Source organism: Pseudovibrio sp. JE062, assembly GCF_000156235.1.
In the GTDB taxonomy this organism is placed as follows: domain Bacteria; phylum Pseudomonadota; class Alphaproteobacteria; order Rhizobiales; family Stappiaceae; genus Pseudovibrio.
In genome coordinates, this window is record NZ_DS996807.1 from 349,363 (window position 1) to 374,497 (window position 25,135).

Here is a 25,135-nt window from a genome sequence, read left to right on the forward strand (position 1 = left end):
AGGCGACCTTATTTTTGCGGCTGATGCAGAACAATGCGGCTTTAAACAAATCATTTTTGCGTATAAGGCAATAATGAGTGTTTGAAATCGGAGGAAGCCACCATGATGAAGCGCATTGCCTACTTCAACGCCGTCATGGAGGAGCAAAGCATCACGGAAGCAAGTCGCCGCTTTGATTTGCAGCCCTCCTCCATCTCCCGTCAGATTGCCAGCCTTGAAGAAGAACTCGGTGTTCGTCTCCTAAACCGCAATACAAGAAAGGTTTCTCCCACTGAGGCAGGCCTTCGGTTTTACAGCTACTCCCGGCAGATCCTCTCTGATCTTGATGAAGCCAAACGCGCAATCAGTGACTTGCAACAGGAGCCTCAAGGCACGCTCACCATCAGCTCCACTGTCGGCTTTGGAGAAACCGTTATCTTGCCGCTGGTTCCGGCCTTTATGTCGGAGTATCCGAAACTGAAGATCAAGGTTGAACTGACAGAGCGGGTCGTGGACCTGATTGAGGAGGGCGTTGATGTGGCAATCCGCAGTGGATCTCTGGCAGATTCCTCTCTCATTGCCCGCCACCTTTTGCCAAACAACTTCATCATCTGCGCCAGCCCAACCTATCTGAAACAGGCAGGGACTCCCGAAACTCCGCAGGATTTGACCAAACATCGTGCGATTAAATACGGCTATGCAGGCTGGGCTAACTGGTTCCAAATCTCAGATAAAATAGAGAGACTTACCTTAAGCGACACTCTGGAAACAAACAGCGTCAACGGGCAGAAGCAGTTGATCCTGAACCACGGAGGACTGGCCCTCATTCCACACTGGGCCGTACGCCGGGAACTGGCGACAGGGGAGTTGGTTCAGGTACTCCCAGATCTAACCTTCAGCCCTCATGGCCAGCAGACATCCACCTACGCTATTTATCTGAAACGGGAACTCATCTCGCCCAAGATCAAAGTCTTCATGGACTACATCACCAAAAGCATCAGGACTGCGAATTAACCCGTAATTGACAAGAGAACGATGTTCACTTAAATGGTGCCGCAATGAAAATGCGAGGGCCAGATGGACTTCATTCACTACACGCTGCAATGGTGCAAAGGCGAAATTCTGGAAGCATCGATCTTTGGCACTGCAGGCCTAGTCATTTTGCTCTCCGGCATTGCTTTCGGCTGGTTTGGCTCCACACCAAGCGCCAAGGCTATGATGATCCCTCTTATCGTGTTGGGCACCATTGGCTCCACAACGGGTATCTTTGGAGTGGCCAACAACACCCAGCGCATGACCACGTTTTCAGAGCAGTACCACGAAGACCCTGCTGGCTTCATCGCAGAAGAAAAGCAACGTGTGGAAGGGTTTGAGAAGATCTTCCGCATCACATACCCTCTCGCGATCGCATTTGCTCTGGGCGGTCTCGCCTTGTTCTTCCTGTTCAGCAATGCCCACGCCAATGCTATAGGCGTGACCCTGCTGATGCTTGCCACGCAAGGCCTCATCGTCGACATGTTCGCCGCTGAACGAGGCGAAATCTACTACAAGCACATACTTGAGGCTCAAGCCGCTAGTGAGCGAACAGCTCCTTGATCAACCCGCGCAGCCATTCATGAGCCGGGTCGTGATGCTGCCTTGCGTGCCAGTGCAATCCGACTTCATGCCCTTTCAGCTCAAAAGGCAGGCTGAAACTGGTCAGCTCAAACCGCTTCAGGTAGTCCAGCGTTATGAGGCGGGGCAGGGTCGCAATGAACGCTGACCCTTCAAGAACATGGGGGATCGTGTGCACGTGAGAGCTGCGCAAAACCACCTTGCGCTTCTTGCCAAGTTTGGACAAAGCAACATCCACAGTGCTTCTGCCATACCCCTCCAGCGAAAACAGCAGGTGCTCGCGCTGGCAGTACTCCTCCAATGACATCTGGCCACCCTCAGGCCCGTAATGTGCCGAAGCCACGCCCACATAGTCGTCGGAATACAGAGGTTCATAGGAAAGGTTGGCGACGTCTTGCTTCGGGGCAAGAACCAGATCGACCTGCCCTGTACTGAGGTGCTCACTCACATGCGCGCGCTGTATTTGCGAGGTGGTGATGCTGACACCTGGTGCTTGCTCAGCCAGTTCCTTCAGAAGACGGGGTAAAACCAGCATGCCGTTATAGTCGCTGATAGAGATACGAAAATCTCGCGAAAGCCCTGCTGGATCAAAGCTCTCGCGGCTCTCAAAACTGCGCAGCATTTCCAGTGCATCCAGAACACGACCTGCCAACTGCTCCGCCAGATCTGTTGGTACCATGCCGTCCGCAGTGCGGATGAAAAGAGGGTCCTGAAAGGTATCCCGCAAACGACGCAGTGCATTGCTGACAGCAGGCTGCGTCAGGTTCAGTCGCTTGCTCGCCCGTGTCAGATTGCGTTCCGAGTAAACTGCTTCAAACACCAGAAGCAGGTTGAGATCCATACTGCTTAAATTCATGAAGTGAATAATAGACCATAATGAAAATAAACTTCAATGAGTGCGGGCAGAACGATACCTTCTTGGGACGGAAGAACGAGCAAGGAAGCATCGCAATGCATGAGATAAGCCACGGCCAATGTTCCTGCGGTGGAACGCACGTGAAGCTGAAACTGCATAAGCCGCTCAGCGAGTACACGCCTCGCCGATGCTCTTGCGACTATTGCACCCAACACGATGGCATCTACCTGTCTCACCCCAAAGGGGAGCTTCTCATCGAAGCTTCGCAGCCGCTGACTGAAGAAAAGCAGGGAAGCCAACAGGCAACTATCCTATTCTGCCCGGCTTGCAACGACATGATTGCCGTCACCTGCCAAATTAACGACCAACTCAAAGGCGCCGTCCGCGCCCCACTCCTCAAAGACTACCCAGTCTTGCCCCACGCACAACCAGTCTCCCCAGCCTCACTCTCTCCAGAAGAAAGACTAAACCGCTGGGACCAGGTCTGGCTGTTAGTTGATCTGAAAGTGGTGCAATGATGGAAGCTGAGTTTGTGTTAGACGATCAAACTTCAACCTTGGCATCTGTGGAGCCAAAGGTGACGTCACACTCACATCGGGGAATACAGCTTACATTTGCTGAAAATGACACCGCCGAGGCATTTCAAAGCTTTCTCGAAGCACGATATTTAGTGCTCTACAAGCTAGCCTTAGATGAAACTGGGAAACCACAGCTCACCTTTGGCAAAGCAGCTTCAGCCGAAAATGTCACCCTGCTATACCGCGTTTTCGCAGCTGAAGGTGGCAGGGAGAGCGGCGCTAGCTGAAAATGCAAGCTGCTGCAGCCGGAACTGGCCTGATAAAAAGAAAAAGAGCCCTGAGCGCGTCTTGGAGGACGCTCAGGGCTCTTGAGTTTACAAATACCTTGGCTTGATGGGGGCGAGTGCCTTACGCTTCTGCTGGCGTAAGTGCTTGTTGTTGTTGCTTTCTCAATTTTGCCAAGTGGTAAATGTTGATGAACACGCACATGCCGTTGAGCAAAACAACCGGGTAAGCATCAACTGCAACACCATAGATGGTGAACAGGATACAACCGATCATGTTGATCACACGAAGCCACAGGACGTTGCCCATCAGGAGGGAAGTCATCACGGTGATTGAGGCCAGATAGCCTACAAGTTCCATATTCATTATGCGTCAGCCATTTCAGGTGTTGTTGCATAAGCAGTTTCCAGAGCGAGCTCCATCATCTGGTTGAAGCTGGTCTGGCGTTCTTCGGAAGAAGTCTCTTCTGCAGTGATCAGGTGATCAGAAACGGTCAGCACGCACAGTGCTTTCACGCGGAACTCCGCAGCAATCGCAAACAGGGCCGCAGCTTCCATTTCCACTGCCAGAACGCCCATTTTCTGCATGGCTGGCAGCAGAGCTGGATTGGAACCGTAGAACAGGTCACCAGAGAGAATGTTGCCGAAGCGCGGCGAGAGGTCGAGCTCTTTCGCAGCTTCAGAACAAGCCTTCAGCAGTTCAAAATCCGGAGCAGCAGCATAGTCATAGCCTGCAAAGCGATCACGGATCATCGCGGAGTTGGTGCTGGCGCTGGTTGCAACGATCAGATCGCGCAGTTTCAGCTCTTCATCAACACCACCGCAGCTGCCGACGCGGATGAGCTGCTTGACGCCATAAAAGTTGATCAGCTCATGTGCATAGATCGAGATGGATGGCATACCCATACCATGCGCCATAACGGAAAGTGGTTTACCCTTGTATTCACCAGTAAAACCAAGCACGTTACGCACGTTAGTAACTTCGCGTACATTTTCCAGATAGGTTTCTGCAATATACTTTGCGCGAAGCGGATCACCCGGCATGAGGACTGTTTCAGCAAAGTCTCCAGTCTGGGCGTTGATATGCGGTGTCATCAAGATTCTCCTATGCAGCTTGCAAGGAGAAAGGTAGAAATATCTCCGATTCAAAAACAGGACAATTGTCCGCATCTCTGAATTAAATAATGCAAAAATGACAATTAAATCGCTCGCTGAAATTGGACATAAGGAAGTCTTGGAATGGATCAAATCTGGCCCGTTCCTTTTGCGCCATATGGAGCCTGGAGAATACCTCCTCCGGCAAGGCCAGACCCTTGAGCACCTCTATTGGATCGATGACGGATATTGTACGGTCAGCTACACGGCAGCCAACGGTCGTCGCTTCAGTCATGGCCGTTTCAATATAGAGGATCGCCTCTACGGAGAGATTGAGTTCCTCACCGGCAAGCCGATCCAGTTCGATATCCGCTGCGATGGTCCGGTCAGTGTTCGAGTGATCCCGATTGCTGAGCTGGAAGCATTACTTGTTCAGCACCCGCATGTGGGTATCTGGCTCAGCCAATGTCTGGCAGATACCTATCAGGGCGTGATGGATCGGGTCACATCGCACTTCATGTACCCGCTGGCCTACAACATCGCCAAAGACCTGATGCTCCGCGAGTTGGGCAACAAGCCCCCAATCCAGTTTGAACGTGTCTTCCGGGAGGCTGAACGCTTCGGTTGCTCAGAACGCGTCTACCGCCGCGCTGTCAGCCAACTGATCGAGCTGGGCCTCGTCGAAAAACGAGGCCGCGAACTCAAAGTCGCCAACAAAGACAAGCTACAACGCTACCTCTCCGATGAAGAAGAGCGGTAATCAAACCGCCTTTGGCTCCTGCGCCACAAGCAAAAGCACCTCATGCGGTGAGCTCATAACGCCGTGGTGCTCTTCCAGAGATTTGCTGATCTCAGCACGCAGCTGAGTCTGTTGTGCCTCCGTCGCCTCATTGCCGGGAGGGTAGGACGTCAGGGTTGCGAACACGGTCTCAGCGTCATCAATCTCGTAGATGTCTTTATAAGTCAGCAGAGAGATTGAGTTGAAACGCTGCTGCAGCTGGCCTGCAACGTCAGCAGGTGGTGCTATCACAGTGGAAGGGTCAACTGGAGCCACATCAAACACGCGGCTGTTGATCTCATAAATCTGCTTCAGGTTGGAGGGGCTGTTAAGCGAGATGACAAGCTGCCCATCTGGTTTCAGGATACGCTGCATCTCATCCATGGCTTTATCGGGATCCGACAGGTGATAGACCATGTGCATCGCCATCACCATATCGCAGGAAGCATCCTCAAACGGGATTGCTTCAGCCTTTTCAACATAACCGGAAACACGCTGCACGGCAGAAAGCGCTTCCAAAGCTCCTTTGGCCTCTGCCACCATCTGCGCGGATTGATCGAGCAACGAAACATCCAGCCCATTTGGTAGCACATGTTGATTGGCTGTCCAGAACCAGCCTGTGCCACACCCAATGTCTGCGATCTTGCTGTTTTCGCGAAACCCCATGTGTTTGTAAGCCCACTCAAACCAGTTCTTATTGGCATAACGCCGGTGCAGGTTCGCGCGGGTTCTAAGATTTGAGCTGGTCTTGTATTGCTGAGTAACATCGACAGACATGAGCGATCCAATCTTTGCAATAGGCATCAGGAAATCAGAGGGGCGCAGCAAGTTGTTGCCCTACAAGGTCTATTTTCCTCGCAATACAAGCCGCATTCAAATGAAAATCCGTAATCTTTGGCTGGGCACGACTGATTAACACTAACGCCAGCATTTCGCCTCGCCTGTGAGGTGCCCTACCATCTCATCATTGCCCACAAACCACACCGTGATAATATGTGCGCGCTGCATTTCCTGATCGTAGGGAGGCATCATGTCTGGCGCATCAAGACGGGACTTTTTCAAAGCTGCCATGGCAGCGGGTGTTGGCGGAGCAGTAGCAACACAAGCCTCCGCAGCTGAGTATCCATCAGGGCCATTCTGGAACAACGTTCCCGAACCAGACCTGGCAAACAAAGAACTCCCGAGATTCAAGTTCGAGCTGGAGAAAACCACCGGACGTGTCGATGGCGGCAGCTTTGGCAAAGAGGCCACTGTCGAACAGTTCCCCATCTCAACAGGCATCGCTGGCGTGTCCATGAAGCTGGAACCGGGTGTCGCCCGCGAGCTGCACTGGCACGCAACAGCCGCAGAGTGGGCCTTCGTCATGGATGGCCGCTGCCGGACCACAGTCATCAATCCCAATGGTCAATCCGCAACGGATGATTTTGAACCCGGTGACGTCTGGTACTTTCCAAGAGGGCACGGACATTCCATCCAATGCCTGGGCGATGAACCCTGCCACTTCATTCTGATCTTTGATAACGGCTACTTCTCAGAGTTCGGCACCTTCAGCATCACAGACTGGCTGGGCCACACACCGAAGAACCTGCTGGCCAAGAACCTTGGCATGCCTGAAAGCGCGTTCGACAACTTCCCCAAATCAGAAGCCTACTTTGTCAACGGCGTCATCCCTCCGGAGCAACCCACGCTGCCCCATCAGGGGGAGTTCAATCCTACTCCGGAAGCGCACAAATACAGCCTCCTGAAACAAGAGCCCAAGGTAACGCGCAAGGGTGGACGTATATGGCGTGTCAGCCAGAATGAGTTCCCCATTGCAACAACCATCACCGGCCTTGTTTTGGAGCTTGATCCAGGTGCGCTAAGAGAACTTCACTGGCACCCCAATGCGGATGAATGGCAGTATGTGATGGAAGGCAGCATCAGCGTCACCATGTTTGGCGCTAAAGGCCGCTATGCCATTGAAACTCTGAGTAAAGGAGATGTCGGCTACATCCCGCAAGGCTACGGCCACTCCATTGAAAACACAGGAACAGAAAAGGCGCGCATTCTGATTGCCTTTAACACCGGTGAGTATCAGGCCATCGACCTGTCAGAATGGCTTGCCAGCAATCCGGATTACCTGCTGACAGCGCACTTCAATCAGCAATCCAGAGCTGTCAGACAGTTTCCGAACCGAGATGTTTTCATCGCCACTAAGGAGGGATAAGCATAGAGCCAAAGAGATCAGGTTTTGGGAGTAAATCTGTTTGCTCCCCCGTTGATCTGATGGCAAATTGCTGAAGGCAGACCACGAAGCGAACAAGGGAGGGAAGGTGTGCAGCAAAATCAAACCAGCACGTCTTTGCCTGAAACGCTCGCTCAGGTCTGGCGTCATTCCGGACAACTGGGCGTCTCCGGTCCAATCCTGCCAGATGGCTGTCGGGATCTGATTGTCACCGAAGTGGAAGGCAATTGCCCTGCCTGGCAGGTCTCTGAGCTGTTTGACGAACCCCACCAAACCGATCGCATCACTGTCAATCGGATGATCGGTTTTCGCCTTAAGCCGGGCACGCAGGTCAATGAGCCAGCATTGCTCGCAGCGCTGAAGGGGCTGGGGTCATGGGATGAAGCCACCATCTATCAGTTGCTTGCGGATTATACCCGTCTCAATACACGTGTGTCTGAAGCGCTGGGCTGCATTGCGGAGGAGCAAGTGTCCATTGCCGCCTCCGCAGGAGCGTTGGGGGTGACGCTCAAAACATTGCAGCGCACCTTGGCGCGCCACACCAACCGTTCACCGGTCTACTGGCGTCAGCTTGCCCGCATCCGCAAAGCTGCCCGACGCGTTGATACCGTCGAAAACTGGGCGGACTTCGCCCTCGACAACGGCTTCTCTGATCAGGCGCACATGAGCCGCGAGTTCCAACGCTGGTTTGGCGTCTCGCCCATGCAATTCGCCGCAAACACAAGCTTCAAGCAACAAGCCCAATCCATCGCCTTTGGCTAATTTTAAGCCGGAGCTGTCACCGGCGAACAAATCTCGATCAGGAAACCGTTCATGTCCTTCACGTAGGAGGTCGTTTGCCCCCACGGTTCTTCCTTCACATCCTGCACAAGCTCAGCACCTGCTGACAACGCCTTTGCAAGGCCGCCAGCCACATCTTCAGTCTGGAAAGCAACCTCAAAGCACGGATTACTCGCATCTGCCTGTGAAGGATTTTTGCCAAGGCTTTCCATCAGCTTGAAGGAAGAGAACGACAGAGTTGTCTCTCCGGTTTTCACCTCACAATAATCACCTTCTTCGGTGATCAGACCGGGCTCCACATCAAAGGCTTTGCAATAAAAGTCGATAGTCTCGCGTGGGTTCTCAACGTACATGATGACGTATTTCAAGTGCATGGAATCTCTCCTGTTTTCCTGAGAAGAAACCTAACTAGCCACAACCCACGCGTATTGAAAAAAAGCGACACTTTCAGAAGGAGCTCTCTGATCACTCGTGGATGCAAACACGAGGGAATCTGTTAGGCTCCCTCAGGTTCCTGCCAGCGAGCGAGGCTGCTTCATGCGCAATTTCCGCAAAGTTCTGTACGTTCTGATCACCTGCTTCATCAGCGGCTATGGCGCTTACTTCGCCTACACTGCGTTTTATGATGGCACCCTGTTCAACGTCATCGCAGGCTTGCTGATTAGCGCTGTCGGTATCGTAGGGCTCTACGGCACATTTCGCGGCAAAACGCAGGACAACAATGAGGGGAGGGGATGATGAGCGATCTATCTGAATACAAGGCCAAATCAGGCCGTTTTGAACCGGTCTGGACAATTGAAATCCAAACACTGCCGGAAGACACGGACCGCATACTGGATGCCGTCATGCAAGTGCACCCGCTTAGTTTTGGCCGCTACCAGCGCAACGCAAGCATCTCCGCAATCGGCAAGGAAACCTCTCAGCCAGAACCAAACTCCACCACCACAACCCACGTGGATGGTTTTGAGGCCGGTATGACAGAGACCTACCCCATGGTGGAGCTCAAAATCTCCATCGAGCGAGACCTGCAAATCCTCGAAAAAGTCATGGACGCCATCATCCACGTCCACCACTACGAAGAACCCGTTATCTTCCTCCGCGAAGACTGGGCCAGCCGCGCCGCCTACAACCCCAACAGCACCAACCCAAACCGCTGGTGGAACAACGGCAAAGGCATGCCGGAAAAGGTTGAGTGAGGGGGCAACTATATAGGTGTGGTACAATAAAAGCTTGAAACTGATTTGTTGCTTATTTGAGCTTAACCGGGACTCTTTTCAGGATCTTTGGCGCGTGGAAAAGTGCGTTCTTCTTGTATTTGGCCGTTTTCTTTACGGATACGCACAGAGCCTCCAGCTGAACCTAGGGCACCCTCCAAAACACCGCCAGCTGTGGCTTCGGCCTTGGTCGAAAATCGTCTTCGGGCCCGCCCTGAACCTTCTTGCTCTAACACCCAATCGCCTTTGTTTTTATCTTTAGTTAGGAAGAACTTTCTGAACTCAGACATAGCATTCTCCTCAACAACATCGTTCAAATTACTCTCTTATTAGCTTTTGAGAGCCTTGTTACACAGATAAGAAGCTTAGAATGTACGGCCAAATTAAATTAGAAATCATGTTGATTGAAATTCCCAAGATTATACCCCAAAGGATTTGCCACTTAGATACTTCATGTTTGAAGCGCTCCCATCTGTCATAGGTGCGAAGCCATTTAAGACCTTTATCAGTTAAGAAATAAGTCCCTGACCTCGCCTCGCTTTGAAGAGCTGCTACGATTGAAAGGTGATCTACTAAACCTAGATCGATCAAACTTTTGACGACAGGCGATGCGTTTTGGTTAGAGTCACTTGTTTCAATTTCATGAGGTTCCTTGCCGTTTTTTATCTGCTTAAGAACTGTTCGGATAAGTTCAATCGCCAATGTGCCGCGAGGCAGGGAACTATCAGTTGACATCAAAACACTTTCATCAAAAACGACAGGCTTAGAGTTGTAGAAACCCAAAAAGGATAACTGTCGAGACTGTTAATCGCAATGTTCGTATTTGGGTAGAGCTTCAGCTGAAATAGAAGGTTGTTTTACAATAGCCAAGAAGCAAAAACGCAGGAATATGAAGCGTTGCTGACGCTGTTTGATACTGTGCGCAGCCACATAGAAGATGTGCAGGGAAGTAGCGAGAAGATTTCGGAGTTGCTCGATCCTTGCGCGCTGGACCTCACCAAAACCTAACAAGCATAGAGAGTGCGCAGAGGCATAACCTCTGCTGAATTTGCCTGAGAGGCAATGGGCTTCTCAGGCTTTTTCGAAGCGTGTACTTAGAACTGAACCGGCACAGTCTCGCCAGTAGAAATCTTACACTGGCCAACGCCGCCATCTGCAAACCCGAGGCTTGGGTTGCTCAGGGTGATCTGACACTGCATGGAACGAGCAGCGCTGAACAGTACACCTTTGGCTTTGGAACTGTAGGTGGTGGAAGAGCTGGAGGTGAAGAAGTCATCGTCGTCATCTTCATAGAAGAAACCGTCTTCAACGCTCTCAGTCTGCTTCTTCTCAGTCACCAGCTTACCGGTGAAGAACTCACCGCTGGAAAGTGTCGCCACAACAGAGGCTGCGCCATTGTCGAGAAGCTCTTCGGTCACCTGAAACGTCACGCTCTGGGAGTTCTTGCCATCTTTGCTGACAACACGGCCTTGCCCCGTCGTGGTCGACTGACAGCCCACCAAAGCTGAAAATGCAGCAACGCACACACCGATTTTTAGAATAGTCTTCATTGTAATTCACCAATCCCGAATAATTGAATGTCGGGTTCGGCTGTCAGAAAATGAGTTCAAACACTACAGTCACCACAGCCAAAAGCCCCTGAACCGGCTGTAGGTCAGGGGCTATGAGACCAGCAATCACAAAAAGCACAATAACGAAAAGATTTCGCTCGCTAGAACTCCACCGGGAACGTTCCACCATTGGAAAGCTTACACTGCCCGACACCGCCGTCAGAGAAGCCACCGGCTGGGTTGGAAAGCGTCACGACACAGCGCATGCTGCGTTTGGCACTGAACAGCACGCCACGCGCATAAGGGCTGTAGGTGGTCGAGAAGGTTGAGACAAGGAACGGCCCGTCATCAAACCCGTCAAAATCATCGAAGTCGTCGAAATCATCAAAGCCGCCGAAGTCGCTTTCACCAATGTTGGTGGTCTCGCTCTTCGCTGTAACAAGCTTACCCGTAAACACTTCGCCATCCGGCAGAGTGGCAGTCGTCGCTGCGCCACCACCGCCAAAGAAGTTCTCGGTCACCTCAAACTGAACGTCCTTACCACCCAAACGACCCTGACCAGGCGTCGTTGTCTGACATCCCGCCAGACCAGCAATGGCAATCAGGCATAGGCCTGTCGTGAAATAGCGTCTCATTCTGCGTTCCAATCCCGAATTAAAATGCAAGAGCGTCGGGCCAGAATTGCAGACAATGGTTTCCAAACGTCTTCAAACACCGCTTCCAGCACAACTTGAAATGCCGCTGAAATCCGGGACTGAAGGCGCTATTTCTTCTTACCGTGGCGAACAGCTCCCCGCCGCTTGAAGATGCCTTTGCGTTGTTTGGTGACTTGTTGCTTGAGGATCCGCTCCATGCTGGCAATCAGGCTGCGCAGAAAGCCGAACTGAACCTCAGCTTCGGTGATCTTTCCGTTTTTCAGGAAGCTCTCACTCTTGTAAGCAGCTTCGCTGGCTGTCTCGTTGTGATCGACGAAGATAGCCATGTCATCTTCGTCCTGAATGACACCGCGCTGGCCGAAAAGTTGGTTGATGGTGTCTGCCAGCTCCTCAACCTTGATCTGATAGGCCTCAAGCGTTGCAGCAGTGCGCTGGCCGCGCTCAAAGGCAGCCCGTACATTCTCCATGGCTGCCTCCACCTTATCAAAGGCACTCTTGGCATCTCGCCCACCCAGCTGAGCTTCGGCTTCTTGCAGATAAGTTTCAACCTCTTTGACGAGGGCGTTGAACTCAGCAAGGTCCTCTTTGTTTTTGAAGAGATCTTTGCGTTTTCCGAAGGATTTGAGCTGCCGATAGGTTTGCTCAATGCCAATCGAGATGCTCTCATCCTCATCAATCTCTGGTGTTTGGTTCTCAGCAGAAGGCAGCGGAGCTTCTTTGAGCATCTCTTTCAGATTTGCCACGCACTCATCAAACTTGGCGAACTGATTTTCAACTTCCTTGCCATTCTCGGCCTTCAGGTTGTCCAGCATCACCTGCGCGCAAACGAGAGCCATAGCGTGTTGCTTGGCAAAGCGCTCAAGCAAAGCTTCATTCCCATCAAAGCGGTATTGCTGGGGAAACAGCTGTGAGAGTTCGCTTTGCTTGTCAGAAACCTGAATGATCAGATCAGATCGCAACATATCTCGACTTTCGCAGGTCTCAGTATAAGCTTCTTCCAAAGCCTGCTTATCATCCTCCAGCTTATCGAGCAGGGCCTTGGCATGCTCCGCGATCTGATCCTTGATGGCTTTATGAAGATTGCGCAATGTCTCTTGCGCTCGATTGTGAGCGTTATCAAACTGCGCCAGGTCGACATTCCAGTCATCAAACTCTGCTCGTTTCTGATAGATGCCGGAAATCAGCGTATCGTAATATGTCGCCCCTTCAGAAAGACCATTCAGCAGGGAGGTCAGGATCTGCCGGCTGTTGTCCTGAATGGTCTGCATGACACTCAGAACCTGCTTGGCCGCTGAGGCCGACTGGCGAGCCCCTTCCAGATCTCCTGTTGTCAGAGCAGTACTTGCTTCTTCCTGCTGCTGCATCGCTGAGGCGTAGGCTTCCTCCAGATCTTTCACATACTCGTCGACGCAATGGGGTCGGGCCTGACTGAAGATCGTGTTGATCGCATTTCGGATCTGATCCAGCTGCTGCCCCAACTCCTTTTGCTCAGCCGCTTTAGGATCAACTGCCTCCGCTTGTGCCTGTTGCTCCTGAACTGGCGTCTCAGTGGATTTTGGTTCAGCTTTTGCTTTCTTTTTCTTTGGTGGCTTTTGGGTGACACACCGCTCCAGATTAGCAAGTGCAACTTTCAGGTTGCTCAGGATTGCACGGGCATCCTTCACTCTGCCTTCTGCAATCAGGCCTTCTACCTGAAAGGCGAAGTCTGTAGCGATGCTGTTGTAACTGAGGAAGTCATTTTTATGATCCGGGTTTTGCAGGGCCATACCTTGGTCATAAACAGCAGTAATCCGGTCTTTGGCAGCTTCAACATCAGCAAGGAACCCTTCCACCTTTGCAGCCGTATCAGCCCCGCGCTCATAGGCGATTTCCATGGAATCGAGTGTGACACGCGCATTGTCCAGTGCATCCTCTGCATTCGCAAACCGCTTTCTCGCCAGCTGATCTTCTGCCTGAGAAACATAATCAGCAGCCTTGTCAAAAAGGTTCGCGTAGATCTTGAGCTCTTCATTGTCCCGGAAAACGCTGCGCATCTTATCGTAATCCTGAACATCAGCCCGCACACGCGCAATGGCCTTCTCCAGCATCTCACGCGCTTCGTCTTCCGTTGCCGCACTGCTGACCTGAGGCATCCAAAGCAGGCTCTTCGCCTCCTTCTCCAGTCTCTTCAAACCATTGCGGGAGTTGCCAACGGCCTGATCCGCTTCCTCAACGCGCTGGCCTTGCATGCAGACTTCGGCATAATCAATCAGTGCCGACACTTCTGCACAAACCGCATCAAACCGGCCAAGTTGTTTTCCGCCAAATTTCTCATCGGCCTGCGCATACTTTTCAAAGTCCCTGCGCTTGTCGGCCAACGGCTCCAGTGCTCTTCGCAAATCCCGAATTTGCTCAGCAAGAACCTCAAGTGCACTTTCGGCTTCCGCAATGTAATCCTTCATGTCCTCAGCAGCATCACGCACATCATGAATGCTGGCCTGTGCCGAAAATCCGTTCCGCGCCAGCAAAGCCGCTTGTGCTCCAAGGATCCCCGTCTGCGCAGACTGGTAAGCCGCTTCAAAGGACGGGTAGTTGATGCCATGGTTCTTGACCAGATCACGCTGGCCGTTGAGCTCATCGACGATTTTCTCCTGCCTTGAAACATCATCGGCAAGTTGTTGAAGGAAGGTCTCATCCACGTTGTCAGATGGCGCAAACTCACTCCCCGCAGCGGCTGTGCGTGCCAGCAACAAAATCTGCTGCATTTGAGAAATGGCCTTGTCCGCTTTCGTCAATGCGGCCTCACAATCCCGGCCACGCTTGCCAAGAACAGCATCATTGGCCTTCTTGGCCTCAGCGACAGCTTCATCATGGGCCTTGTTGAATGCACCCAGCTGATCCGGCGTATCATCCAGCGTAATGCTCTGCTCACTCAGATCCTTGATGGTACGCTCTGCAATTGAAACCTTGAGCAACAGCTCGGTGCCACTCGCATCTGCATAACGCTTCGCACTGTCAGTCGCTTCCTTCAGCTGTGCCAGCTTTTCTTTCGCCACATCCAGAGTGCGATTGACCTCTGACACCACGTAGCCTGAAATAGCGCGGTTCATCTCGGTGAAGTTGTCCAGCGCTGCACTGTAGGCACTATCGACTGCGGAAAGATCAACGCTCCAGTTTGTCAAAGGAGCGCGTTCTTTGTGGAGCTCTTCAACACGCTGCTGATATCGCGCGGCGGTCTTCTTCAGGTCTTCCAGCTCTTCAACGGCTGTTCCCTGACCCTTCTGATAGGCGGCCTGCATGGTCTTCAGGTAGTGATCGGCTTTATCCAGATGACCCTTGATTGCTCCAAGATCATGAAAACCATCCTGATCTTTCTGGCCAGAAACCTCAGTTGCCAAAGCAATTTGCTCTTCACCAAGCGCCTTGGCGGCTTCAAACAGATCCTGCGTTTCATCCTCTTCGGTAAACACCTTGCTGCGTTTGCCCGCGACTTCGATAGATTTTCTGATACGCTTCAGGCGCTTATAAAGGCTGCTCAGTTCCGCATCATGCGCCTTCTTCCGGGCTTCCAGTTCAGAAACAGGCTCCTCGACAGCATCTTCCGTGTTACCTGGAGAAGAGGTGTTAAGCTCCACATCATCCAGCGGAATTTCCTCAAGCTCATCGTCTTCATGCGGGTCTCCCTCCACCAACGGGAACTTCCACTGCAAGTGCCGGTAGACCTTCTGTGCCCATTGATGCTGTTCGGGTGTGAGCTTGTTTTCTGGCATCGGAAACTCCGCAGTGAATGAGATCGACTGGCTGTAATTTAGTCTCGGATACTCTGGAAATGACGTAGATTCAGGCGTTCACGCCGGGATTTGAAAGAACTGGTGAAGAGAGACTTGTACCTGCGGGCAGACATTAAAATAAAAGTGAGAGTTACTTGCCTTCTTTGGGTATCTCACCTAGTAAAGCCTCGTTCTTTTGCGAGTAAGGCTGCCAGATGTCTGAGAAACAACCCATTATCGTTATCGACCGTGAAACCGGCAAAGAGTTTGAAGAAACGGTTCTGGGAGAAAAGTGGATCCGCTGGGCCTATCAGGATTCCAGCTCCAGCCTGATCGAAAAACTACTGTTCCGCTCTGCAGCCCTCAGCAAGGCGATGGGCTGGTATTACGACAGCTCGCTCTCAACCGGCAAAATCCAAAGCGCCATTGATGAGCTCAACATTGACACAGCCGAGTTTGCAGACCCGCAGGCAAGCTTTGCGTCTTTCAACGAGTTCTTTATCCGTCACCTGAAAGAGGATGCCCGCCCGTATGATAACGATGCCAACAGCATCGTCAGTCCGGCAGATGGGCGCGTTCTGGTGTTTCCAAAGCTGGATGAAGACACCTTCGTTCCAGTCAAAGGTCATCCATTCTCCATCCGCAAAATGCTGCCAGGCATCTCAGAGCGCTACATCGGCGGCGCGCTGGCAATTGTGCGCTTGTGCCCTGCGGACTATCACCGCTACCACTTCCCATGTGCTGGCGAAATCGTAGACGCAAAGGACCTGCAAGGGGCCTATCACTCCGTAAACCCAATCGCATTGGGCGCCGGTCCGGATGTGTTCGGTGAGAATAAGCGCAGCTACACCCTTATTGAGACAGAAGCCGCAGGTACCATGTGCTACGTGGAAGTCGGTGCGTTTGGTGTCGGCAGTATCGTAAACACCAAAACCTCTGGCCGCGTCGAAAAAATGGACGAGAAGGGCTACTTCAAGTTCGGCGGCTCAACTGTCGTTGTCGTGTTTGAGCCGGGTACTGTGAACTTCTGCGAAGATCTCGTCGCCAACAGCGCGGCGGGCAAGGAAATGCTGGTCAAAGTAGGTCAGCCCTTCGCAACGATTGCCTGAGAAAATCTCCAGATCGCCTAGCATAAGTTGTATTTATCCCGGGTAACTCTTCGTCCAGACTGTCGGCTTCGCTAACAGACTGGACGGGACCATGCCATCATCACTTATCACTCAGGAGCATATCGATACCTATCAGCGCGAAGGTGTCGTTCTGATCAAGGGCCTCTTCAAGGATCACATCGACCTGATCCGGGCTGGTATCGAGCGAAATATGACTGAGCCGGGTGAGTATGCAGCGGAAAACCTGAAAGAAGGCGAGGGCGGTCGCTTCTTCGATGACTACTGCAACTGGCAGCGCATTCCAGAGTTTGTTGAGGTGGTGAACAACTCACCAGCAGCAGAAGTCGCCGCCGACCTGATGCAATCCCAAACAGTCCAGATGTTCCATGACCATGTGCTTGTAAAAGAGCCGGGAACCTCCAAGACCACACCATGGCATCAGGATGGCCCCTACTATTTCGTGGAAGGGCAACAGACCGTCAGCTTCTGGTCCCCAATGGACCCAGTCACCGATGCCACCTTGCGCAGCGTTGCAGGCTCTCACCTCTGGGAAAAGCCTGTCTTGCCAATCCGTTGGCTCTCAGAAGAAAACTTCTACGGTGACAGTGACGAGTACATGCCAATCCCGGACCCGGATGCAGAAGGCATGCCGATCCGTGAATGGGAGATGGAACCGGGTGATGCTGTCGCGTTCAACTACTACACACTGCATGGAGCCCGCGGTAACACAACAGAACAGCGCCGCCGTGCGTTCTCACTGCGCCTGTTAGGCGATGACGCACGTTACATTGAACGTCCGGGCCGGACATCTCCACCATTCCCGGGCCATGACATGAAGCCGGGTCAGATCCTGCGTGAGGACTGGTTCCCAATCATCTACAAGCGCTAACCATTGAATATGGGAGTGCAGTCAGAGAACCGCACTCCCCAAGCATTAGCTCTTACCAGCATTCAGAGCATCAGGCTTGAACTCTAAGACCCAGCAGGTCTTCAGATGACCTTTCCTGAAGATGTTTTTGGTTTCGCTGTGATACTGAACTTCACGCAACTCCAGAAAATCAGGCAGCTCTTCCTGAGCATCTCTGTCTTTTGCCAGCAACTCGCCCCACGTACGGGCCAGCTTGCTTGGTTTCTCGACAATTTCCTTACCCAAGCTGGTCTCACCCGTTGGCTTCAGGATCAACTTCCCCCGATTTTCCGGCAGCAGCAAGGCCCGCAGGGAGCCAGTTAAGCCTGGGAACTCATCACGAGGCTGCTGAGCGGTTGCTTCAGCTTCCGGATCTTCAACAGCGATGGTTTTTACCGTTGGCTTGGCTGGCTCAGGATCTGTCTTCTGCTTAACTGAGATCAGATACTCACTCTTCTTGCCGCCCTCAGGCCGTGTAACGGAAACATCAAACAAAGCTGCCCACGGCTGCTCAGAAACCCACTTCTGGATTTTGTTCAGGCTGCCGCCAGATTTGCCAATCCGCGCATGAACTTCATCGCGTACGTGCTCCATCAGCTTGTCCAAAGCAAAGTGCGCTTTGCCGAAGCTCATCAGCAAGCCATTGCCTTTAGTGCTCAGGAACGTATCCAACCGCTCTCTCATTTCAGTGAGCTTGCCGGTTTGCTCAGTCTGATTAGCCTTCAACTCGTTCATGTTAATGGTCAACGCAGCCAAATTCTTCGCAGCTGCTTGCGGCAAACCTCTCATTCTGCTGATCTCAGAGAGTGTGTGAGAGGCAGGCTTGTACTCAACCACCCATGCAGGCTCCAGCATGTCGTTCTCGATCAGGAAACCCTCGATCTTGTGATAACGAACCTGCTTCAGAACGAAGTAATCCGGCAGCATCTTAGAGATATCGTCGCCCCGCTGCTGAGCCGCAACCAGAGTGCTGCCCCACGCCAAAGCCAGATCACTTGGCTTCTCAACGATCTCCAGATCATCAACGCCCTCTTCGCCTGTTGGCGTCAGCTTCAATGCCTCCATCATCTCCTTGGAGCGCAAACCATTCAGGACCAACTGAGGTTTGTCGCGCAAGGCGCTCTTGGTCAAACCTTCCTGCGGCCCGACATCGGTGTTGTCATAAAACGTGCTGTTGCCGACTGTTCTCGCAGCAGGGTCATGACGCAGATTTGTGTCGATGTCGTAGTAGCCACCATCTTTGCGGATAGAGACCGAAATCAGGGATGCCCATGGCTGTTTGGCAATCCATGCCTCTGCTTTCCTGATGCTGTTGTGCTTGGCCAGATGCTGCTCTGTCAGATGAGAAGCCACCTCCTGCAAGCTGGCCAGAGCGTACTGGGCACGGCCATTTTCATGCGACAGGCTTGCTGTGCTGGCAAAAATCGCATCGCCAAAGCTCATCGCTGCAAGTGCATCATTACTGGCGTTTAACGCCTGCGCCATTTGCTCAGAAGTCGCGAGCCGGAAGGCAATGGCTTCCTTCTCCATCTTATCCAGATACTGAATATCCTGCTCGGTCACAGCATTTGAGCGCGCACTTTGCACTGCCTCGATCACGCCTTTGCTGAATGCGTTCTGACGGATCAATGCGTTCGCATCACCAACAACATCCTTATTCAAAGCCTTCAGGTTCTGGCTCAAGAAAACCAGCAGCTCTTTGTGATTGCTGGATAAATCCTCAGGGGCTGCCAGTGCCGCGATTTTCAGGAAGGCAAGAAACCGCGGATCATGAGCAGCGTCTTCAAAGATTTGCTTGGCCAAGGCGCGCGCGTCATTATCCAATCCACTTCTGAACTGCATCCGCAAAAACGTGTCAGCTTTGTCCTGCTCCATGCCTAGCAAACCGCGAATACGGCGTTGCCAGGCTGCAGCCTCAGGCCCTTCATGGGCGGTGCCTGTCGGATCATTGATGAAAGCTGTTTTCTTCTCCTGATAGGCGTTGAACTGCGCTTCCAGTTCCGGGCTCACAGCCAGATCCAGCTCCTGCATAGCCAGCATGGCCGGATGCGGCTTCACTTCCAGCGGTTCACTATGCGGTGATGGAGCAAATGGCTGCTCCGCGGCTTTCTGCTGTGGCGGAGTGCTGACCTGTGATGGTCCAGCGACAGCAGAAGCACCACTGCTCTCTGGCTGCGGAGCTTCAACAATCACATACTCGCTCAAATCCGGATAAGAGGTTATCTGATCAAGCGTTCTGGCATGTGTTGCGAGCGGAGATTCTGCCTTGGTCGGAACAGGTTTGGCACCCGCCTGAGCTGATGTCGTGCCATGCCCTATCAGTTTTTCCTGAGGCAACCGATACCCTTCATACCGTGCCTTTTTCTGCGCGCGCGACATGCCATCCGTTGGGTGGGTGGGCTCACCCTCTGGCTTATGGTGTTTGTGATAGGCAAGCGGACGCAACTGCGGGTCTCTTGCACCCGCCTTCGCCGGACGGCTGTGCTTAGTGGATGTGCCATTCAGCTCATCCAGTTGATCCAGCAGACGATGCACGTTCTTCGGTTCGGCATGACCCAACTTGTGCCCTTTATGAGAGCTGGTTGTTTTTTTCGGTGTTGCCCCTTGTTGATCCGGATTGATCTGAGGCTGCGAAACTTTTGAATGAATAGGAGAACGGCCCATGGGACACCTCATAAACTTCAGGTGCTGGCCTCCAGTTGATCAGGAGTGCCAGTGCACCAAAACCAAAACAGTAAATTCCATTGATTTTTCAGAGCGATCACGAACTGAGGATCACCATGTCCGACCCGAATTTTGGAAGCGGAACATGAATCTCGTCGATCATATCGTCTTCGGCAGATGGCTGCGCCCGCTCCAGCTGCGCATTCGCATCCAGCAGCAAATCAAACGCTGTGCGCATAAGCTCAACACCGCCACTAACGGACACTTCAGTCCAGTGAGAAACACGCTGGCCGGTAATCGAAGCGATAATGTGCGGCTGGGTAAAGGCGTTGCCGTTATTCTTCAAAAGCATCAGCGCCTGCTCAGCAGAAAGGTCCACTTTGCGCAAGCCGCTCGTCAGCGCCATCATGATGAAGTCCGCATGATGTTGGCATAAAATCAGATGGCTGCGTTCATCAACGCAGAAGAAATAGGCACCATTACACGGTTCTGGCAGGTCCAGATCAAAACTGGATGAAAACGCCTGAACCAACTCGTCAAAGGCAGTCGTCTCAGTCATGGCATACTCCTCACCATGAGTAGAAGAGATCTTGGAATGAAGGTCTCAATGTAGACGAGAGTGACACTTCTACAGATGTTCTACTGTGCTGATCGGAACAGTTACTTTCAGAAAATGCAGAAAAGAGCTTCAGTGGGAAAATGCGAAGCAAAATATAGGTTGAATTACTTATTTTCACCTATCGCCCTCGCGGGAACGGTGTATGCTGACAAGCCTAGACTCAATTAGTCCCGCCAGTTTTTACTCAGCCATTTCAGCACCGATGATTTCGTTCAAGCATATGTATTTGAAGGCCTTACCGCTCTTTCTCACCGGTAGCGCCGCTTTGTTCACCAACTGGACAGACACCTACGTCTCCAGCTTCTTCGGTGCTCCCGCCGTCGCCGCAGTAGGTATCTGTGGCATGATGTTTTTTGTGCTGTTCTCATTTTCAAACGGCTTCTCGATTGCCATCCAGTCTTTCACCGCAGGCTTTCTGACCAGTCGAAAAAACAACGAAGTGTTGGATGCGTTTGTTGTCTGTCTGGTGCTGGGAGTGAGCCTGGCGCTCATTTTGACAACGGCTTCGATATACTTCCTTGAAGACATCCTCATATTCATGAACCCGGATGCAGAGGTCCGTACAGCCGCAAGGCAGTATCTGGAGTATCTCCTGTATGCGACACCGTTCTACTACGTGTGCAGCTCAGCCCGTGGCCTGCTTATCTCTGTTGGCAAAGCATGGGTTGTCTCCTACATCGGCATAGGCACGCAGGTGGTCAACGCAGTCGCGACTGTCGTGCTGGCATTCGGTTGGGCTGGGGCCCCGAACCTTGGCGTATCTGGCATTGGCTTCGGCACGTTCATCGCATTTGCACTGGCCTCAGTGTTTTATGTACTGGCTGCTCTGCAAGCGATCTCTCGCCAGAAACTAAGGGTCGGAGCACTGTCGTTCCCTTTGATAATGGAGATCGTCGGCAAAGCATTCCTATCTGCCTCCCAAAGCACAATCTATGCTCTGGGGATCTTCACCAGCTATTGGATCGTCGGGCATCTGAGTGTGCTGGCTCTGGCCGTTTATCAAGTGATCACACAGGCAACCCTCATCCCGATTTATGCAGCCAATGCATTGGGAAGTGTCGCGATCAGTCAGATTGGCCAAGCTGTCGGCGCTAAAGATCAATCCGGAGCGCAACAGGTCGGCATGAAGATGATCTCCGGCGCTGCCTATCCAATCGTGATCTACGCCTTGTTCGTCATGTTGATTTCAGAGGACCTCCTGATCCTCTTACTTGGAGAAGCTTTGGATGAGCCGCAACTCATCTTGGTTTTCACGCTCTCCTGCTTAATACTGCCGCTCAACATCGCAGGGGCCGTGGCAAACTATGTCCTTCAGGGTGCTCAGCTTTTTGGCCGTGTCTGGACGGTTTCTGCCGTCACTCAATGGCTTGTTTTCCTGCCGCTTGCTTATGTCTTCGGCGTCTTAATGAACTACAGCCTCGCAGGTGTCATATTCGCCGACTTCATCTATCGCAGCAGCTTGTTTTTTGTGCAGTACAGCTTCTGGAAGGGCTACTCTGAACCTGCACTTGCTAATTCTTGAAACATAACAAAACCGCAGGCTCATGATAACGCCTGCGGTTCTGTAGAAGAGGGAAGCGGGGTAAAGCCATGCGTTATGCCGGTGCCATCTCGGCTTCTGGTTTGTGCAGGCTCACAACAATCGCAACCGCAATGCCGTTAGCCCAGTAATAGGCGGCATCCAATCCGGTAAAGCCGAAGAGGAACGGGGCAAACAGGAAGAGCGCACCAACCGCGCCATCAACGGCCAGATGGAAGCTGTAAGGCAGCACGCGGAGCACACCAAACTGGTGATCTGTTAGCAACGTTAAAATCAACGCAGCAGCGCCAACTCCAACGGAGAGCCAAAGCGCAAACGGATTGGTCGCACCGAGCCCCAGAATGAAGGGCAGTCCGATCAGGGCAAATGCGACAGGATAATCCAGATAAGCATGGATGCTTTTTGTGACGAAACGGAGGGACATGACTGAGTTCCTTTTTGACTGTGTAGGTCTTTCGTTTTGGGCACAGTCAGATTAGGAGGAGCCCTCATTTTGCTCAATTTCAGGTCGTTCAAAGGAATGTGCAGATCGTTCAGAATAGAGAGCCGATAAGTACAATTAAGCGGAATATGGTCAATGAGTAGCGCGATACGCCGCTGGTGTTAACCCTACCTCTTTCTTGAAGACCCGCGTAAATGCAGATTCAGAGGCATATCCGGCAAGAGCAGCCACTTCTGAAACACTCATGTTGTCGTCTACCAAGCCTTGCTGCGCAATCTGCATCCGCCAGCTCGTCAGATACTGCATCGGCGTCAGCCCCATCTTGCTAGAAAACTGCGTTGCAAACCCGGTTCTGGAAAGGCCGGCTTCTCGCGCAAGCCCCTCCACACTCCACTCGCGTGCAGGTGATTTATGGAAGGCAGCCAAAGCTCTGCTGAGCTGCGGATCAGCAAAGCCTGCGAGGCCAATGTGCTTCTCACCTTCCTGCTCAATGAAGCTGCGCAGAGCCTGAGCAAACAACACTTCCGTCATCTTCAACGCGATGAGATCACCCCCCATCCGCGTTCCGTTGGTCTCATCCCCAATCAAACGCAGTGTAGCTTCCATCCAACGTCCGGCAGCTTCTCCATAATTGGCAATGTGAATGTAATCCGGCAACTGATCAAAAATCAGATGACGTGCATTTCTGGCAAGTGAGATATGGCCGCAGATCAGCTGAGTTTCCCGCTCATCCTGCTCTCCGCCATAAACCAGAACACCTTCGCCACTGTATCCGGAAAGCTCCAGCACACGATCCAGTGGCAGGATGACTTCCTCTTCAGAGCGACCGCAATAGATATCATGCGCAGCGCCATGCGGAACAATCAGCAAGTCGCCCTGCGCCAGAAGAACCTTCTTGCCAGTCTCTTTCACACGCACCATGCAATCACCGCGATGCGCAAAGTGAAAGCGCGCGACATTCTCATAGGAAGGCACAGCAACGCCCCATGGCACTGTAAAGGAGGTGCGGAAATAGAGCGTGCCTTTCACATCAAGGCGGGTGAGGATGTCACTAAGCGTATCAAGCATACTCACACTATGAGCGCGAAAAGCTCATTCGTCCATAAGCCTGAACGATCTGAGAGATAATATGAACGCTACGGCCTAAACCGCTTCAATAAAGATCGCGCGGAAGTCGTTTACATTCGTCAGCGTTGGGCCGGTAATGATGCTGTCACCAATGGCTTCAAAGAACCCGTGTCCATCATTGTTGGCAAGGGAAAGCCTCGGATTGATCTCATCAGCCCATGCGCGCTCCAGGGTGGTTGGATCACAGTAGGCTCCCGCGATCTCCTCAATTCCATCCACACCATCTGTGTCTCCGGCAAGCGCATAGATGCCTTTCTGCCCATCCAGCGCAACGGCCAAAGACAGCAGGAACTCTACATTCCGCCCACCTCGGCCTTTCCCCTTGATTGTCACCGTTGTCTCTCCACCGGAAAGCAACAGGCATGGCGCTTTGAACGGTTGTCCACGAGCAGCGACCTGCTTGGCAATGCCCGCCATCACCACACCCGCATCAGAGGCTTCACCTTCAATGCTGTCACCCAGAATGTAAGTCGAAACTCCTTGCTGCTCAGAGAGAGCTGCAGCTGCCTCCAACGCAATCTGAGGCGTTGCGATCATGTGTGTTTCAACATTGGTAAGGCGCGGATCAGCTGCATCCGGTGTTTCTCCAGCACTCGTTTCAAGGATTTCCAGCGCCCTAGCTGGCAGCTTGATCTTATAGCGCTCCACAATCGCCAGAGCATCCGCACAAGTCGTCGGATCAGCCACTGTTGGCCCCGATGCAATGTTGATTGGATCATCACCGGGAACATCAGAGATCAGCAGGTTGATCACCTTAGCCGGATGGCATGCTGCAGCCAGACGCCCCCCTTTGATCTGGGAGAGATGCCGGCGCACGCAGTTCATCTCACTGATGGTCGCCCCACACCGCAAAAGCTCTTTGTTGATGGTCTGCTTGTCCTCAAGTGAAAGTCCATCAAACGGCAGCGGCAGCAGGGAGGAACCGCCACCTGAGATAAGGCAAAGAACGGTGTCGTCAGCTGAGAGGTCAGAGACAAGCTCCAGCATATGCTTTGCGCCATTCAGTCCAGCTTGATCAGGCACAGGATGGGCCGCTTCGATGATCTCGATAGACTGACAGGGAACGTTGTAACCATAACGCGTTATCACAAGTCCGCTGAGGTCTCCGTCCCAGTTGTCTTCCACTGCACGCGCCATGGCTGCGGAGGCTTTACCTGCGCCAATAACGATGAGACGACCTTTGGGGTGAGCCGGCAAGAAATTAGGGATGCATTTTTCCGGTTGCGCCGATTCAATGGCTGCATGGAACAGGTCACTCAGAAAACGCTTAGGATCAGCCACCATCGCTGCCCACCCCCGATTGCTACCGAAAAGTTTCGGTTATCTTTTTGAATTTCTTTGTATTTTCTAGCTTTAACCTGATGCGATTTCCAGCAAAAAACAACGGGCTCCGCTCTCAACTGAGAAACCGGAACCCGTCATTTTTCGA

The 25,135-nt window shown here is 52.4% G+C and carries 28 protein-coding genes; 13 read left to right on the forward strand and 15 right to left on the reverse strand.

What is annotated here, in order from left to right:
• Positions 1-102 precede the first annotated feature (102 nt).
• Both PJE062_RS09195 and PJE062_RS09200 read left to right on the forward strand, forming a co-directional pair.
• On the forward strand, positions 103-993 hold the full coding sequence (locus PJE062_RS09195; protein ID WP_008548609.1) for a LysR family transcriptional regulator: 891 nt from the start codon (positions 103-105) through the stop codon (positions 991-993).
• A gap of 63 nt (positions 994-1,056) precedes the next feature.
• A complete protein-coding gene (locus PJE062_RS09200) occupies positions 1,057-1,575 on the forward strand; it encodes a hypothetical protein (protein ID WP_008548190.1) in 519 nt (172 codons plus the stop codon).
• On the opposite strand, the gene PJE062_RS09205 is transcribed toward PJE062_RS09200, so the two are convergent.
• Entirely contained in the window at positions 1,553-2,434 is an 882-nt protein-coding gene (locus PJE062_RS09205; RefSeq protein WP_008548555.1) for a LysR family transcriptional regulator, read from the reverse strand. The two genes, PJE062_RS09200 and PJE062_RS09205, sit on opposite strands and share 23 nt — an antisense overlap.
• 110 nt (positions 2,435-2,544) lie before the next feature.
• Between PJE062_RS09205 and PJE062_RS09210 the strand changes: the two genes are divergently transcribed.
• Together PJE062_RS09210 and PJE062_RS09215 are read left to right on the forward strand one after the other, a co-directional pair.
• A complete protein-coding gene (locus PJE062_RS09210) occupies positions 2,545-2,967 on the forward strand; it encodes an aldehyde-activating protein (protein WP_008548757.1) in 423 nt (140 codons plus the stop codon).
• Positions 2,964-3,254, forward strand: coding sequence for a hypothetical protein (locus PJE062_RS09215; protein WP_037036424.1), 291 nt, complete (start codon positions 2,964-2,966; stop codon positions 3,252-3,254). The genes PJE062_RS09210 and PJE062_RS09215 overlap by 4 nt, the downstream gene beginning before the upstream one ends.
• Before the next feature lie 121 nt (positions 3,255-3,375).
• Here the strand turns inward: PJE062_RS09215 and PJE062_RS09220 are convergent, their stop codons facing one another.
• Both PJE062_RS09220 and deoD read right to left on the reverse strand, forming a co-directional pair.
• Entirely contained in the window at positions 3,376-3,618 is a 243-nt protein-coding gene (locus PJE062_RS09220; RefSeq protein ID WP_008548770.1) for a YgjV family protein, read from the reverse strand.
• Positions 3,618-4,346 carry a purine-nucleoside phosphorylase gene (deoD, locus tag PJE062_RS09225; protein ID WP_008548225.1) on the reverse strand — a complete coding sequence of 243 codons (729 nt, stop codon included), beginning with the start codon at positions 4,344-4,346 and terminating at the stop codon, positions 3,618-3,620. The genes PJE062_RS09220 and deoD overlap by 1 nt, the downstream gene beginning before the upstream one ends.
• A 97-nt stretch (positions 4,347-4,443) precedes the next feature.
• On the opposite strand from deoD, the gene PJE062_RS09230 reads away from it, so the two are divergent.
• Entirely contained in the window at positions 4,444-5,106 is a 663-nt protein-coding gene (locus PJE062_RS09230; RefSeq protein WP_014283647.1) for a Crp/Fnr family transcriptional regulator, read from the forward strand.
• Here PJE062_RS09230 and PJE062_RS09235 read toward each other — a convergent pair whose 3' ends face one another.
• Positions 5,107-5,928, reverse strand: a complete 822-nt coding sequence (locus tag PJE062_RS09235) for a class I SAM-dependent methyltransferase (RefSeq protein ID WP_208982225.1) — start codon at positions 5,926-5,928, stop codon at positions 5,107-5,109.
• A gap of 226 nt (positions 5,929-6,154) precedes the next feature.
• On the opposite strand from PJE062_RS09235, the gene PJE062_RS09240 reads away from it, so the two are divergent.
• Positions 6,155-7,330 (forward strand): cupin domain-containing protein, encoded by a 1,176-nt coding sequence (locus PJE062_RS09240; protein WP_247643111.1) that lies wholly within the window; start codon positions 6,155-6,157, stop codon positions 7,328-7,330.
• 108 nt (positions 7,331-7,438) lie between these two features.
• Entirely contained in the window at positions 7,439-8,110 is a 672-nt protein-coding gene (locus PJE062_RS09245; protein WP_008548740.1) for an AraC family transcriptional regulator, read from the forward strand.
• 2 nt (positions 8,111-8,112) lie between these two features.
• On the opposite strand, the gene PJE062_RS09250 is transcribed toward PJE062_RS09245, so the two are convergent.
• On the reverse strand, positions 8,113-8,502 hold the full coding sequence (locus PJE062_RS09250) for a VOC family protein (RefSeq protein WP_008548478.1): 390 nt from the start codon (positions 8,500-8,502) through the stop codon (positions 8,113-8,115).
• Between the two features lie 163 nt (positions 8,503-8,665).
• Here PJE062_RS09250 and PJE062_RS09255 point away from each other — a divergent pair, with 163 nt between their 5' ends.
• Together PJE062_RS09255 and PJE062_RS09260 are read left to right on the forward strand one after the other, a co-directional pair.
• A complete protein-coding gene (locus PJE062_RS09255) occupies positions 8,666-8,866 on the forward strand; it encodes a hypothetical protein (protein ID WP_008548251.1) in 201 nt (66 codons plus the stop codon).
• Complete coding sequence (locus tag PJE062_RS09260) at positions 8,866-9,324, forward strand: hypothetical protein (protein ID WP_208982226.1); 459 nt, start codon at positions 8,866-8,868, stop codon at positions 9,322-9,324. Before PJE062_RS09255 ends, PJE062_RS09260 begins: the two co-directional genes overlap by 1 nt.
• Before the next feature lie 62 nt (positions 9,325-9,386).
• Here PJE062_RS09260 and PJE062_RS09265 read toward each other — a convergent pair whose 3' ends face one another.
• Positions 9,387-9,632, reverse strand: coding sequence for a DUF2188 domain-containing protein (locus PJE062_RS09265; RefSeq protein ID WP_008548306.1), 246 nt, complete (start codon positions 9,630-9,632; stop codon positions 9,387-9,389).
• A 58-nt stretch (positions 9,633-9,690) separates the two neighbouring features.
• Positions 9,691-10,077, reverse strand: a complete 387-nt coding sequence (locus tag PJE062_RS09270; protein WP_037036429.1) for a hypothetical protein — start codon at positions 10,075-10,077, stop codon at positions 9,691-9,693.
• A gap of 117 nt (positions 10,078-10,194) precedes the next feature.
• Here PJE062_RS09270 and PJE062_RS26520 point away from each other — a divergent pair, with 117 nt between their 5' ends.
• Positions 10,195-10,350, forward strand: a complete 156-nt coding sequence (locus PJE062_RS26520) for a hypothetical protein (protein ID WP_008548254.1) — start codon at positions 10,195-10,197, stop codon at positions 10,348-10,350.
• 86 nt (positions 10,351-10,436) lie between these two features.
• Here the strand turns inward: PJE062_RS26520 and PJE062_RS09275 are convergent, their stop codons facing one another.
• The 3 genes from PJE062_RS09275 to PJE062_RS09285 form a co-directional block, all read right to left on the reverse strand.
• Positions 10,437-10,892 (reverse strand): hypothetical protein, encoded by a 456-nt coding sequence (locus tag PJE062_RS09275; RefSeq protein WP_008548465.1) that lies wholly within the window; start codon positions 10,890-10,892, stop codon positions 10,437-10,439.
• A 161-nt stretch (positions 10,893-11,053) separates the two neighbouring features.
• Positions 11,054-11,527 (reverse strand): hypothetical protein, encoded by a 474-nt coding sequence (locus tag PJE062_RS09280; RefSeq protein WP_008548727.1) that lies wholly within the window; start codon positions 11,525-11,527, stop codon positions 11,054-11,056.
• Between the two features lie 128 nt (positions 11,528-11,655).
• The gene (locus tag PJE062_RS09285; protein WP_008548589.1) at positions 11,656-15,297 is read right to left on the reverse strand and encodes a hypothetical protein; all 3,642 of its coding nucleotides are present in this window, start codon (positions 15,295-15,297) and stop codon (positions 11,656-11,658) included.
• A 215-nt stretch (positions 15,298-15,512) separates the two neighbouring features.
• Here PJE062_RS09285 and asd point away from each other — a divergent pair, with 215 nt between their 5' ends.
• Together asd and PJE062_RS09295 are read left to right on the forward strand one after the other, a co-directional pair.
• Positions 15,513-16,406, forward strand: coding sequence for an archaetidylserine decarboxylase (gene asd, locus PJE062_RS09290; protein ID WP_008548344.1), 894 nt, complete (start codon positions 15,513-15,515; stop codon positions 16,404-16,406).
• Between the two features lie 91 nt (positions 16,407-16,497).
• Positions 16,498-17,295, forward strand: coding sequence for a phytanoyl-CoA dioxygenase family protein (locus PJE062_RS09295; RefSeq protein WP_008548457.1), 798 nt, complete (start codon positions 16,498-16,500; stop codon positions 17,293-17,295).
• Between the two features lie 45 nt (positions 17,296-17,340).
• Here PJE062_RS09295 and PJE062_RS09300 read toward each other — a convergent pair whose 3' ends face one another.
• Together PJE062_RS09300 and PJE062_RS09305 are read right to left on the reverse strand one after the other, a co-directional pair.
• Complete coding sequence (locus PJE062_RS09300) at positions 17,341-19,977, reverse strand: hypothetical protein (protein WP_008548443.1); 2,637 nt, start codon at positions 19,975-19,977, stop codon at positions 17,341-17,343.
• 97 nt (positions 19,978-20,074) lie between these two features.
• Positions 20,075-20,536, reverse strand: a complete 462-nt coding sequence (locus PJE062_RS09305; protein WP_008548829.1) for a hypothetical protein — start codon at positions 20,534-20,536, stop codon at positions 20,075-20,077.
• Between the two features lie 202 nt (positions 20,537-20,738).
• Between PJE062_RS09305 and PJE062_RS09310 the strand changes: the two genes are divergently transcribed.
• Entirely contained in the window at positions 20,739-22,118 is a 1,380-nt protein-coding gene (locus tag PJE062_RS09310; protein WP_208982227.1) for an MATE family efflux transporter, read from the forward strand.
• Between the two features lie 73 nt (positions 22,119-22,191).
• On the opposite strand, the gene PJE062_RS09315 is transcribed toward PJE062_RS09310, so the two are convergent.
• The 3 genes from PJE062_RS09315 to PJE062_RS09325 all read right to left on the reverse strand — a co-directional run bounded on the left by PJE062_RS09315 (position 22,192) and on the right by PJE062_RS09325 (position 24,990).
• Positions 22,192-22,560 (reverse strand): hypothetical protein, encoded by a 369-nt coding sequence (locus PJE062_RS09315; protein WP_008548818.1) that lies wholly within the window; start codon positions 22,558-22,560, stop codon positions 22,192-22,194.
• Between the two features lie 150 nt (positions 22,561-22,710).
• Positions 22,711-23,646, reverse strand: a complete 936-nt coding sequence (locus tag PJE062_RS09320; RefSeq protein ID WP_008548198.1) for an AraC family transcriptional regulator — start codon at positions 23,644-23,646, stop codon at positions 22,711-22,713.
• A 75-nt stretch (positions 23,647-23,721) separates the two neighbouring features.
• Positions 23,722-24,990: a glycerate kinase gene (locus PJE062_RS09325; protein WP_008548741.1), complete on the reverse strand. Its 1,269-nt coding sequence runs from the start codon at positions 24,988-24,990 to the stop codon at positions 23,722-23,724.
• Between the last annotated feature and the right edge of the window lie 145 nt (positions 24,991-25,135).